The sequence below is a fragment of the Mycobacterium sp. genome (genome assembly GCF_004298145.1).
Classification (GTDB): Bacteria; Actinomycetota; Actinomycetes; order Mycobacteriales; family Mycobacteriaceae; genus Mycobacterium.
In genome coordinates, this window is record NZ_SCRH01000070.1 from 1 (window position 1) to 12,162 (window position 12,162).

The 12,162-nt window shown below is 66.5% G+C and carries 9 protein-coding genes and 2 pseudogenes; 3 read left to right on the top strand and 8 right to left on the bottom strand.

Annotated elements, in window-relative coordinates; all coding sequences use genetic code 11:
• A pseudogene (locus tag EPN51_RS27450) lies at positions 1-140 on the top strand (beta-ketoacyl-ACP synthase); the annotation flags it as partial.
• A 208-nt stretch (positions 141-348) separates the two neighbouring features.
• On the opposite strand, the gene EPN51_RS27455 reads toward EPN51_RS27450, so the two are convergent.
• The 7 genes and pseudogenes from EPN51_RS27455 to EPN51_RS27485 all read right to left on the bottom strand — a co-directional run bounded on the left by EPN51_RS27455 (position 349) and on the right by EPN51_RS27485 (position 9,059).
• A complete protein-coding gene (locus EPN51_RS27455) occupies positions 349-1,881 on the bottom strand; it encodes a DNA polymerase Y family protein (RefSeq protein WP_293049033.1) in 1,533 nt (510 codons plus the stop codon).
• A 48-nt stretch (positions 1,882-1,929) separates the two neighbouring features.
• Positions 1,930-2,613, bottom strand: coding sequence for a hypothetical protein (locus EPN51_RS27460; protein ID WP_293049034.1), 684 nt, complete (start codon positions 2,611-2,613; stop codon positions 1,930-1,932).
• A 213-nt stretch (positions 2,614-2,826) separates the two neighbouring features.
• Positions 2,827-4,407, bottom strand: coding sequence for a glutamine-hydrolyzing GMP synthase (gene guaA / locus EPN51_RS27465; RefSeq protein ID WP_293049035.1), 1,581 nt, complete (start codon positions 4,405-4,407; stop codon positions 2,827-2,829).
• Positions 4,408-4,418: 11 nt separating this feature from the next.
• On the bottom strand, positions 4,419-4,565 hold the full coding sequence (locus EPN51_RS27470; protein WP_293049155.1) for a hypothetical protein: 147 nt from the start codon (positions 4,563-4,565) through the stop codon (positions 4,419-4,421).
• A 136-nt stretch (positions 4,566-4,701) separates the two neighbouring features.
• Positions 4,702-4,910 (bottom strand): annotated as a pseudogene (locus EPN51_RS27475) (hypothetical protein); the annotation flags it as partial.
• 131 nt (positions 4,911-5,041) lie between these two features.
• The gene (locus tag EPN51_RS27480) at positions 5,042-6,100 is read right to left on the bottom strand and encodes a hypothetical protein (RefSeq protein ID WP_293049036.1); all 1,059 of its coding nucleotides are present in this window, start codon (positions 6,098-6,100) and stop codon (positions 5,042-5,044) included.
• An 82-nt stretch (positions 6,101-6,182) separates the two neighbouring features.
• Positions 6,183-9,059: a PEP/pyruvate-binding domain-containing protein gene (locus tag EPN51_RS27485; RefSeq protein WP_293049037.1), complete on the bottom strand. Its 2,877-nt coding sequence runs from the start codon at positions 9,057-9,059 to the stop codon at positions 6,183-6,185.
• Between the two features lie 410 nt (positions 9,060-9,469).
• On the opposite strand from EPN51_RS27485, the gene EPN51_RS27490 reads away from it, so the two are divergent.
• Positions 9,470-10,732: a hypothetical protein gene (locus EPN51_RS27490; protein WP_293049038.1), complete on the top strand. Its 1,263-nt coding sequence runs from the start codon at positions 9,470-9,472 to the stop codon at positions 10,730-10,732.
• Between the two features lie 28 nt (positions 10,733-10,760).
• On the opposite strand, the gene EPN51_RS27495 is transcribed toward EPN51_RS27490, so the two are convergent.
• Positions 10,761-11,378, bottom strand: coding sequence for a TetR/AcrR family transcriptional regulator (locus tag EPN51_RS27495; protein ID WP_293049039.1), 618 nt, complete (start codon positions 11,376-11,378; stop codon positions 10,761-10,763).
• Positions 11,379-11,782: 404 nt separating this feature from the next.
• On the opposite strand from EPN51_RS27495, the gene EPN51_RS27500 reads away from it, so the two are divergent.
• Positions 11,783-12,103, top strand: coding sequence for a methyltransferase domain-containing protein (locus tag EPN51_RS27500; protein ID WP_293049040.1), 321 nt, complete (start codon positions 11,783-11,785; stop codon positions 12,101-12,103).
• Positions 12,104-12,162: the final 59 nt, after the last annotated feature.

Here is a 12,162-nt window from a genome sequence, read left to right on the forward strand (position 1 = left end):
TGAACCTGGAAAACCTCGACCCCGAAATCGACCTGGACGTGGTGGCGGGCAAACCCCGGCCGGGCAACTACGAGTACGCGATCAACAACTCGTTCGGCTTCGGCGGACACAACGTCGCCACCGTCTTCGGACGGTACTAGCGCAACGCATATCGAAGCGCATTGAAACCGCTTATCGCGGAATGCGTTTTCGCCCGACCAGACCCTCCTTTGGCTCGTATCCCCGGGCGCCGTTTGGTGAGCGGAGCAGGGGGTAAAGCAGCGACTATGGCCTTCGCCGAGACCTGATCATGGCCGTCGACGGATATCCCTCGCTCCAGGACCTGACCCCCGAGGCGCTGCGGCCCGCCTACTCGTAACTTCCCTCGAGATACCAGCGCCGCTGGCGATAGCACAGCAGCAACGCGCGCTCGCTCTCCAGCAAGACCTGCGCGCGGGCGGTGCGGCCCTTACTCAGTTCGGGATCCCACCACCGCTCGTCGACCGGCCAGGGCCCGGCCCACCAGCACAGCCGCTCGTCTCGGCCATGGGCCATCATGCGGGCGGGGTCGGCGGAGAACAGCCCACGGTTGGTCACCCGTATCGGGTTTCCTTGGGCGTCAAGCAATTCCACCGGGTCGTCCAGTAACACCGCCGGTGACGGCTCGGGCAGCCGGCCGGGCCACGGCAGATCGGGATCGGCCCGCGGCACCGGCTCGTCGCCCAACGGGACCAACGTGATGCGCTCCGCCGGCCCGCGACCGCCGGACAGCACCGGCACCCGCACCGCCTCCGGGCCGAGCAGGCCCTGCACCCGCACCAGCGCCCGGCGGGCCCGCAGCCTGTCCTCCTCCCCCAGAGGGCCCCAGAGCGGCAACTGCAGCGCCTCGGCGGATACCACCTCCACCGCCTGCAGCCGCAGCAGCGTCACCGCGGCGGTGGGACCGGGATCGCGCGCGGTGCGGTTGCTCAACCATCCGTCGAGTTGCCAGCGCACCCGGTCGGCGGTGGCGTCCTCGGTCAACGGCTCGGCGCACCGCCACACCCGATGGCGCTCTTCGCCGCCCCCGGTGACGGCGTGAATGGCCAGCCGGGTGCATCCCACGCCGGCGGCCATCAGCGTCTGATGCAGCGCGCCGGCCAGCGAGCGCCCGGCGAACGCCGCGGCATCGACCCGGTCGATCGGCGGATCGCAGTCCAGCACGGCCTCGAGCTCGGCCGGGGGTTCCCGCCCGGAGGGCGGCCGTTCGGGCTCGCCGCGGGCCAACCGGTGCGCGGCCACCCCGTCGGCGCCGAACCTGGAAGCCACGTCGCTGCGTGACAGCGCGGCGAACTGCCCGATGGTGCGAATCCCCATCCGCCACAACAGGTCTGCTAGCTCTTCTCGGCCGGGACCGGACAGGCTCGGCTCGGTGGCGAGTTGGCGGATGGACAGCACCGACAAAAACCTCGCGTCGCCTCCCGGCTCGACGACACGGCCGGCACGCGCCGCGAAGACCGCGGTGGACAACCGGTCGGCGATTCCGACCTGACATTCGGCTCCGGCAGCGGCCACCGCGTCGGTCAGCCGCTCGGCGGCGGCGGCCTCGGACCCGAAATAGCGGGCCGCCCCGCGCACCGGCAACACGAGGAGCCCGGGTCGCAGCACCTCAGCGCGGGGCACCAGGTCGTCCACCGCCGCGATCACCGCTTCGAAGAAGCGGGCGTCGCGGTCCGTGTCGGCGGTGGTGACATGCAGTTGCGGGCACCGGGCCGCCGCCTCCCGGCGTCGCAGCCCGCGGCGCACCCCCACCGCGCGGGCGGCCGACGAGCAGGCGATCACCCGGTTGGCCAACGTGACCGCGACCGGGGTGGTCGCGGACAGATCCGCGGCCGCGGCCGCCGCGACCGCGGGCCAATCCATGCACCAGATCGCCAAAACCCTTGAGCCGGACGGAGATACCACCGGAATTCACCCGGCTCGCGTTCGGGGCATCACCCGTCGTCCCGCACACATCCCGCTGACCTGCAGCCGCACCCCGCTGATCCGCCCGAATCCCGGGTCGGGCGTTCCCCAAGGAGTGGGGGTGATCTCATAACCGCCGACCCGGGCCGCGAGCCGCGTCGGCGCCCCCTGCCAATCGCCGCCGGTGACCAGCAGGGTGCACCCCTTGTTGCGGGCCCGCGCCACCACCGCCCGCGCCCGGGTCGGCGGCACCCGGCGCCCACCCAGCCCGAGGACCACCAGATCCATGCCGTCGACGAGCACCGCGGCCACCTCCACCGGATCGGTTCCGGGATCCGGTATCACCGCGAGCCGGCTCAGATCCGCCCCCATCTCCGCGGCGGCCAGCAGCCCGATGTCCGGCTGGCCGACGATTGCGGCGTTGCCACCGGCCGCCGTGACCGCGGCCACCATGCTCAACAGCAGCGACCGGGCACCCGAGAGCACCGCCACCGTTCCCCGCGGCAGCGGCGCCGGCAGCAGGTCCGCCAGCCACTGCGGCAGCGTCAGCTGGGACTCCGAGTCCAGCAGATCGTCGGGGACGGCCGGCCCGGGCCTCTTCGCGGAGATGCTCGCCATCCGCCGGCGCAGCGATTCGAGCTGTTCGGCGCGGGTTTCCTGGCGGGGATCGGAGGCAAAAGCCGCGGTCATGACAGCCTCCTAGCACCACGCTTTCCGGGAGCTTCCGGGGGAGCGTGTTCGAATATATGTTCGATACATCCGAAGTAAACACCCGCCCTCTGACACCGTCAAGAAACGTGAGGGGCGGCTGTGGCTAATGGTGTTTTTGTCCGCCGCGAGACGGCAACTACCGACGCATTTCCCGAGAAGAGGCGTCGGTAGTTGCAGTCTCGCGGCGCCCGCCTACTCCCATTCGATGGTGCCGGGCGGTTTGCTGGTGATGTCCAGCACCACGCGGTTGACCTCGGGGACCTCGTTGGTGATGCGGGTCGAGATGCGCTCGAGCACCTCGTAGGGAACCCGGGTCCAGTCGGCGGTCATGGCGTCCTCACTGGTCACCGGCCGCAGCACGATCGGGTGCCCGTAGGTGCGGTTGTCGCCCTGCACGCCGACCGAACGGACGTCGCCCAGCAGCACCACCGGGCACTGCCAGATCAGGTTGTCCAAACCGGCGGAAGTCAGCTCCTCGCGAGCGATCGAGTCCGCGCGCCGCAGGGTGTCCAACCGCTGCGCGGTGACCTCGCCGACGATCCGGATACCCAGACCGGGGCCTGGAAAAGGTTGGCGCGCAACAATTTCCTCCGGCAGGCCCAGCTCGCGCCCGACCGCGCGCACCTCGTCCTTGAACAGCAGCCGCAGCGGCTCGACGAGTTTGAACTTCAGGTCGTCGGGCAGGCCGCCGACGTTGTGATGGCTCTTGATGTTCGCGGTGCCGCTGCCGCCCCCGGACTCCACCACGTCGGGATACAGCGTGCCCTGGACCAGGAAATCTACGCCGGAACCGTTATCCCCCACCACATCTCGCACCGCACCCTCGAAGGCCCGGATGAACTGCCGGCCGATGATCTTGCGTTTGCCCTCGGGATCGGTCACGCCCGCGAGCGCATCGAGGAAGGTGTCGGCCGCGTCGACGGTCACCAGGTTGGCGCCGGTGGCGGCCACGAAGTCGCGCTGCACCTGCGCGCGCTCCCCCGCGCGCAACAACCCGTGGTCGACGAAGACACAGGTCAAGCGGTCGCCGATGGCGCGCTGCACCAGCGCGGCGGCCACCGCGGAATCCACGCCGCCCGACAGCCCGCAGATCGCCCGGCCGTCACCGATCTGGGTACGCACCTGCTCGACCAGCGCCTCGGCGATGTTGGCGGCCGTCCACTGGGCGCCGAGCCCGGCGAAGTCGTGCAGGAAGCGGCTGAGCACCTGCTGCCCGTGCGGGCTGTGCATCACCTCCGGGTGGTACTGCACACCGGCCAGCCGCCGGGCCCGGTTCTCGAACCCGGCCACCGCCGCGCCCGCGCTGCTGGCCACCACCTCGAACCCGTCCGGGGCGGCGGTGACCGCGTCGCCATGGCTCATCCACACCGGCTGAACACTCGGCAAACCCGAATGCAATTCGCCGCCAAGGACTTTCAGTTCGGTCCGGCCGTATTCGCTGGTGCCGGTGCGGGCGACGGTCCCGCCCAGCGCCTGGGCCATGGCCTGAAACCCGTAGCAGATGCCGAACACCGGCACCCCGAGATCGAACAGCGCCGGATCGAGCTGAGGGGCGCCGTCGGCGTAGACACTGGACGGCCCGCCGGAGAGCACCAGCGCCAGCGGGTCCCGGGCCTTGATGTCCTCGGCCGTGGCGGTGTGCGGAATGACCTCGGAGAAAACCCGCGCCTCCCGGACGCGGCGGGCGATCAACTGCGCGTACTGCGCGCCGAAGTCCACGACGAGCACGGGGCGCACTACGGGTCCGACCTTGGGGTCTGCAGGTTCAGCCACACTCACCGAGTTTAGTGGAGCGCGAACACGGCACGCATCGCGTCGATGTCGCGCTTATCGCCGTCGAAGTCGATGCGTCGTATGGTCGCCTTGCGCCAGACTTCGTCCGCCCCCATTCGGGTGGTGACAAGATCCGCCGCGCTGGTCGTCAGCGTCACCGAGGGTTTCCGCGCGTCGCGCCAAGACGACCGCAGTCACCGCGAATTCGAAACGTCGACCGTTGATTTCGACACGGTACGTCGCGTCCATACCCACCGCACCGGCCAACGTCGAGCGGGCCCTGCTCGCCGCCGGGTCTTTCGATATCGGCGCCGTCCGGAACAACGACGGCTGAATCGACGCGTCATTGATCAGATGGCCCGGTGCGCTCGGCATAGGGTTGGTCGCCGTCATCCCACTCGGCCTTACATGGCCTCCACGACGAGCACATCCAGACCCGCCTTGGTGGGTAGCACGCGGCCACAAGCATCACGTTCCTCTCCGCCCGCGGACCTCACCACCACGTGGGACGCAGGCGCAGCAAGAGGGGTACGCCATCGGGCAGAAATGACCTGCACCCGATGGGGGCGCGATCCATCACCGTTGTCGAACTCTCATAAGGCGCCGACGGCAAGACGGCCCACCGCCACGAGGCCTACGGCAACCGTTCGATCTGATGCGTGTCACGGTTCACAAAGCGACTCCCGTCGTCGCCAGGGGCACTCACTGCCAGCGTTTGGCGGTCGATGCAGCGACGGCGAATTCCGCGTTCAAGGTGGCCGTACCCCGTCGTACCATCGGGCATCGTGATGCGAACCGGGCATTCGGCGAAGAACACGCCGTCCCGGGCTCCGTCCCAGTCGTAGCCGTTGATGTTGTCGTTGGCGTCGTTGACGGTAATCGGCAGGCAGCCAAGGACATCCAGCCGCACCCGCAGTTCACGACCGGACTCGGTCGACAACACCACTTCGATGTCGTCCAGTCGCATCACCGCGTCGGTGTGGTGCGGTCCGGTCGCAGAGACGACTCTCTCGCTGCCGCCGTCGAGGTACAGCAGACCGGTACGGCTGACGTCGGTGAGATCGGCGTTACGACGCACCGCCAGGTAGTGGATGGCGCCGGCGGGCACCACACCGATCAGAAACTCGTCGCCACCGAATCCGGCGAAATCCCGCGCTCCAGTCGAATGATCGGTGTAGCCGAATCCGTCGAACTCGTAATGGGTTTCGCCGACAGTGATGTCGCCAACGACGGTGTAGGTTTGCTGGGTATGGCTGGCCGACGCGAACGACCGGTCGCCGTGGCCGCTGAACATGTCCCACATCGGCTGAGCTGCATCGGCGACGACGCTCCAGCGCACCGGCAGGGACGGAGCCCCCGCGCCGCGCGGGCCGGTAGCCAGGCTAAGCGTATCGGTCACCTCGCAAACTCCGTCGAAGTCGCAGTTGAATCGCTCGCGCGGCACAACGGACACCATCGACAGGTTGCCGTTGACGACACCCTCGGTCGAAGTATTGCGCGTCCACTGGCGGTCGACGGCGAGACCACCGTCGGGCAGGTAGACCGCGGTCTGGGTCCACCAGATGTCGAGGTTGCCGCGAAGCCGGCCGGCGTGGATGAAGATTCCCGTTGCGGCCGCCGGGGACCAGGCCGAGAAAAAGCGGGTCTCGCTCCAGTACTCGGTGGTGTACTGCGCCTGGGCATTGCGATCCATGCTGACCATCGTTTCCGGGTAGAAGTGTGGTTAGTGGTGCTGTCGCATAGCGGGAAGCCGCTTTTCGACGTCGGTCCACCCGTCAGCCCTGAGGGACCAGCTGCGCCTCGGAACCTGTTACGACGTTGTTGGTCTCGGCGCCGGCAGGGTGTTCGGACTCCTCGACGATCGTCACTTCGCCGGTTCCGCCGTTGATGGTAATGGTGGCGCCGTCCGGGATGAGCTTCCTTGCCTTGGTCAGTTGCACGGACGGCAGACCGTACTCGCGCGAAAGACACGTGGCATGGGACAACACACCGCCCGTCTCGGTGACGATCCCAGAGATGATCGAGAAGACGGCGGTCCAGCCGGGGTCGGTGTGATGGCAGACGAGGATTTCACCGCGCTTGACGCGGCCAACCTCGGCGAGACGCCAGACTACGCGGGCGGTGGCGGTAACCGTTCCCGAAGTCCAGCCGGTGCCGTGCAGTCCGACGTCAGCGTCTTCGCCGACGACAGCCTCCCGACCGTCGCGCAGGTAGGCCGGGAACTCGTGGTCCTCGTGGAGCGAGCGGTCGTGGTCACGCCGGCGACCCGCCACCTTGGCGCGTACGAGCTTTGGATTGGAAACCCCGTCGAGCGCGTCGAAAAGCTCGTCTCTGCATAACATTAGAAAGTCGTCCTCGTGGTCTAAGATGCCGCGCTCGACGCAGCGGCGGCCGATCTCACGGCCGTAGATCTTGATGCACAGGGTGAAGTGCTCGTAGGCCCAGCGTTCGTCGTCGCGCTGCGCCATGTAGCGGTGCGCGAAGTCGTAGAGGTATCTGAAGATGTGCGCCTTCATGGCGCCGTTGTGCTGGTCCCGCATGATGTTGGCGATGACCTCTTCGTACACGGCGTCGCGACGTGCACGAACCTCGTCCTCCCGATCCAGCGGTGACACCGGATCGACCTCGTTCAGGTGCATCTCGAAGACGCGGTAATCAACCGAAGCGTCTTCATAGCGTCGGGGATAGGCGAAATCGCGATCCTCCTGCCCGCGGTGCGGGTACACCGCGACAAATTCGTCGTACACCTTCAGAAACGCGTCCCCGTCGTCAGCACCTGCGATCGCGGTGAAGAATTCGGCACCGGGATGGGCGGCGAACAGCTTCGACAGCGTCTCGGACTCGCGGATCTGCATCGCGAGTTCGAAGAGTGCGAGGTTCTCATCGAGTGTCTTGGTGCGATGTGTGACGCCTTGCAGGAGTTCGGCGAACGCGTTCGTGTTGTCACCGTCGTACCACTCGTGAATGACTCTGCCCCACAAAGCCATCAACTGCGGCCCATAGACCAGCCAGTACAGGAAGGAATCGCTGGTGTATCTGGACACGTTGTGCCACTGTTCGGTGATCCTGCGCTTCAGTTCATCGTCCGACAGTGAGGCGCGAGCGGGCAGCTCGGAGATGTAGGACTTGGCGGCGGCGGTATCGATGAATTCCTGAATCTTGTCGCCGATCCGGCCCGGGGTGTCGCCGTTGCGAGTCACGCGGCCGATCATCCGGGAGAACTCGTCGTAGTCGAACGGCGTCTGGTGCGTCTCCTGCGCCTGCTCGGGCGCAATGAACGGGCTGATCTCCGGCGACCTAAGTACCGGGACGAATGCGCGCTCATGCAGGATCTTCTCGAAGTCGGTGTTGTGGTACAGCTCGCCTCTGTGATACTTGTGCACTTGCAGCTGCGGCGTCCGGTGCAGGTCGGCCCCATCGTTGGTGTAGGCGGGCCCCATCAACTCCGCGATCCCGAGCCGGTTGCCGATCGAGTAGTAGCCGACGGTGTCGACCTCGGTGACGAATTGCGCGTAGAGGGCGCTCTTCGATCCGGTTACCAACATCTTCGCAAAGCCGTCGGACCACAGCCACCGCTCGTCATCCACCGCCCACTGGAAGGATTCCAGGTCCGCGCCCCAATCGAAGTCGACGCCGGTGATCGGCCGCGACTGCAGTAGCCAGAAATCGTCCTGAGCGAGTGCCCATTCGATGTCCTGCGGCATGTCGTCGTAGAAAGCCTGCACCCGGCGGCCAAGTTGGGCGAGATGGACGGCCTGCTCGTCGGTCAACGTCGGTACGGACTGCTCGGCTTCGGGCACTGGTTGCGTCACCGTTCCGCGCCCTCTGTCGGGGTCGAGGACTATCCGCTCCTCCTTGGTGCCGATCGAACACGCCTTGACCTCAAGGCGGCCCTCGTCGACCCGCGCCAGCCGCTGGTCGATTCCCACCGGTGGTGTCCGTCGGCGCCGCACCACATACTCGTCAGGTGTGACGATCCCCTGCACGACGGTCTCGCCGAGACCCCAGTTCGCGTTGATCACCGCCTCGTCGGTATTCGCCGTGCTCGGGTTGGCAGTGAACATCACCCCGGATGCGGTCGGCTCGATCATCGTCTGCACGACCACCGCCATCCGGATCTCCGCCGGATCATGTAGACCGTTCTGGTGGCGATACACGGTGGCCCGCGCCGACCACAACGACGCCCAACACTGCCGGACCGCGTCAAGAACGCCGGCAGCACCCCGGATGTGTAGATAGGTGTCGTGCTGACCGGCGAACGACGCCTCCGCCAAATCCTCGGCGGTGCCCGACGACCGCACCGCAACGAGTGGCTCGTCACCGAGTTCGGTGTAATACCGCGTGATTTCGGACGCCAGCTGGTCGGGTAGTGCCGCACCGGTAATCGCGCCGCGGATCGCCGCGACGCGCTGCTCGACCAATTCGGAATCGGCGAAATCGAGGCCGTCGAGCGCCTCGGTCACCACCTGGTCGAGGCCGTTGGCGTGAATGAATGCGCTGTAAGCGCCGGTGGTGACGTTGAACCCCGGCGGGACCGGAAAACCTGCGGCGGCGCAACGCCCGAGGTTGGCCCCCTTGCCGCCCACGAGCGCCTTGCTGTCGGCTCCCGGCTCGTCGAAACGCAACACCGTGGACATCGCCTGTTTGTGCATCATTCGCCTCCCAGCGGCGTGTCGACCAGCGATCGACACGAGATCTTAAGCACCAGCGGTTCATTACCGTACCCCTAAGCACCGATGGTTCACAACGGCCAAAATTCGCATCCCTCCGCTCGCCGCGGAGGGCGGCGTGCAATCACGGTGACTGTGCGACCAGTGGCTTGACCGCCTGTTGACGGAAGTTCACGCGGGGAAGCACCGCGCCGCTCGCATCGGCGGCACAGTTATGGTTGGCATCAATGATGTTGATCTGCAGTCGAATAGGGGTGGGGCTGCGCTGACGGAGAGTGAGCGCAATCGCCGTGGAGTCGCGGTGTGATCTCGAGACCCGCGTATCTGCGACTCGCGGAGTCGCGCAGATTTTCCTTGCCGGTGACCGCAAACATTCGGTACGGTCGCCAGCCATGCGACCCGTACTCACAGCGCTGGACGACACCCTGCAGCACCAGATAACTGCGCCGTTCGCGCAAGTAGCGTCGACCGACCATCGGTTCTTCGACCGTCAGCTGTACACATCGATCGCCCCGGATGGCAGCCTTACATTCATCACGGGCATCGCGGCGTACCCAGTGATGAACGTTTTCGACGGCTACTTCGCAGCGGTCGCCGAGCGTCATCACCAGCACAACGTGCGGGTGTCGCGGGTGCTTCGCCCCAGCATCGATCGAATGGGGGCCGGGCCCCTCTCGGTCACTAATCTCGTTCCGCACCAACGTAATAAGGTCACCCTCTCGGCTAACCCGGGACCCGTGACCGCCGATGTCGTATTTGAAGCCGCCGAAGCACCACGGCTAGAGCTACCGCACCGAACCTACGTCGACGGCCAACTGGTCGAGGAATACCTCCGGGCCAATCAGAACGGGACCATCAGCGGAACCATTACCGTCGGTGACCGGGTCTGGCAGGCAGACCGTTGGTATGCGATGAAAGACCACTCCTGGGGCGCACGCGACCACTTCGGCGGGGTCACCCTTCACCGCGGCGGTGTGCACATTGGCGAGCACAGCGGTTTGTTCTTGTGGACCACGTTCACTTCCGGCCCTTACGATGGGTACGTTCAAGTCAAGCAGGCCGGGGATTCCGACCGGCGATTCATCGACGGAGAAGTACGGGTCACCGACGAGCGCGGTGCGAGCCACACCGAAGCTGTGGTCGCTGTCGAGCACAACATCGAATTCGTGGGCCTGTCTAACATCGTTCGCCGCGTCGCGTTGACGCTGGACATGACGTCGGGGCGCCAGTACGAAGTCGTCAGCGAGCCAAGCACATTGGCGACAGCGCTGATCGGGACGGGGTATTACGACGGGTTCAGCGATCGGCGGGGGCTCGGGACCTACCGCGGCGATGACGTCGTCGAGACCGATCGGTACGAGTTGTTCGACGACGGCTGGGTGAAGTTCCCGAACGGGCGCCGCGGGATGCCGTGGGACCGTGAACAATGCGCGCCTGTGTCCTGCGACGGTGAACCCGGATTCGGGTACGTGATGGTGGTCGCCGAGGGCTGGGTCGAGCGCTACGGCCGGACGTTCCCCGAGCGCAGCCGACAGGGCAATGGCATCACCTGGGAGGACGGCGCCCACGATGTGGGAGCCGGTCGAGCGCAGGGGGATGCGGCCGCCGCGCCTGCCGATCAGGCGCCATGCTACACCGATCCGTGGGCACCATAGCGGCGGAGGCCGCTGCCGCTAACGGTGATCAGCCGGAGTGGTTCTCGTCGCGTTTGAGGACGCCGGCGATCAGGAGGGTGCGCATCTCATCGGTGATACGTTTCCGGCTCGGCCGGCGCGTACCGGATGGAAAGAACAGCGGGTCGAGGACCGCCGCGCCGACGATCATGCCGATGACGCTGGGAACCATCGCCGCGATATCGAGGCCGGCGAGATCATCGCTCGTCCCTAGCGCAAGCGACTGTTGGAAGGAGCGGGCGAGTTCATCGAGCACATTGTCCCGCGCGGGCGCTGGGTTGTTCATCTCCGTAACCGCCGTCAGCAACGCCCTACGATGCTGATGGGCGAGGCCGTAGAGGTCATTGACAAATCGGTCGACGCGTTGCTCGACGCTGAGCCCATGGCTGTCGACGAGCCAGGAATCCACGTACTCGGCAACCACTCTCGAGAATGGCGCCGTGACCGCGGCAGTGAACAGTTCCGCCTTGCTTCCAAAGTTGCTGAAGATCAGCCGCTTGGAAACCCCCGCATTCTCGCTGACAAGGCCCATAGTCGTGGCCTGGTAGCCGCGAGAGTCGAACAACTCGCGTGCGCTCTGCAGGATCGCGGATCGGACTTCCTCCGAACTTCGTCGCTGCCTGGCCACGGCGCGGACTTTACTCGACGGAGGCTGGGCAGCGCATCGCTTAAGGATGCGCATGGACTGGCGTTCGCGGGAGAGTCGAAGCCGGCCCGGTTGTTGTGCACTCCGCATCCACGCTTACATCAGTAGTGCGTTCTATCTGACCTTCGCGATTCTGGCGGCGCGGATCATCGCACCCAGGGTCGCGGTGTTGCGGTCGGTGAGCGCCGACACAGCACGACGGCGGCCCCACGCTTTCAGCGTGTCGGTAGCAACGCGTCACACGTGCAACAGGTCAGCGGCCAACGCGCTGCCCGCGTCGAGCACTTGTGTCCCGCGTGATCCCTTTCGCGGGTGTGCTCGACGAAAGATCTCGACCACAAAGCTGACCGCGGTCGATCTGACCGAGCACTGTTGCGACACGGCGCGTGGCTCAATCGGCTCGCTGGCCCGGCCGACCGGCATCCGTTCATCGGGCCGACGTCACCGAACTCCCTTTCCCTGATCGGACTTTCGACGTCGTGGTCAGCCAGCATGTGCAGACGAACGTGGCCGATAAGGCGCGCCTCTACGCGGGAGCTGGTCGGGTGCTCACACCGACGGCGGGCGGCTTGCCCTGTGGGATGTCACGATTGGCGATCACAACGAGCTCGACTATCCCACGCCCTGGGCCGACTGTCCGGTGCGCGGCCACCTGGTCACCCCGACGAGCTACGAGCGGTGGCCGAGTCCGCCGGCTTCGCGCCTGAAGGCATCCGTAACGCTGGCCTACAGCGAGCGCGACTGGTCGCGTCCGGCCGAGCGCGAC

Excerpts from the sequence above, each read along its gene's own strand:
- EPN51_RS27455 (WP_293049033.1), bottom strand. The coding sequence starts at position 1,881 with ATGGATTGGCCCGCGGTCGCGGCGGCCGCGGCCGCGGATCTGTCCGCG.
- EPN51_RS27460 (WP_293049034.1), bottom strand. The coding sequence starts at position 2,613 with ATGACCGCGGCTTTTGCCTCCGATCCCCGCCAGGAAACCCGCGCCGAA.
- EPN51_RS27480 (WP_293049036.1), bottom strand. The coding sequence starts at position 6,100 with ATGGATCGCAATGCCCAGGCGCAGTACACCACCGAGTACTGGAGCGAG.
- EPN51_RS27485 (WP_293049037.1), bottom strand. The coding sequence starts at position 9,059 with ATGCACAAACAGGCGATGTCCACGGTGTTGCGTTTCGACGAGCCGGGA.
- EPN51_RS27490 (WP_293049038.1), top strand. The coding sequence starts at position 9,470 with ATGCGACCCGTACTCACAGCGCTGGACGACACCCTGCAGCACCAGATA.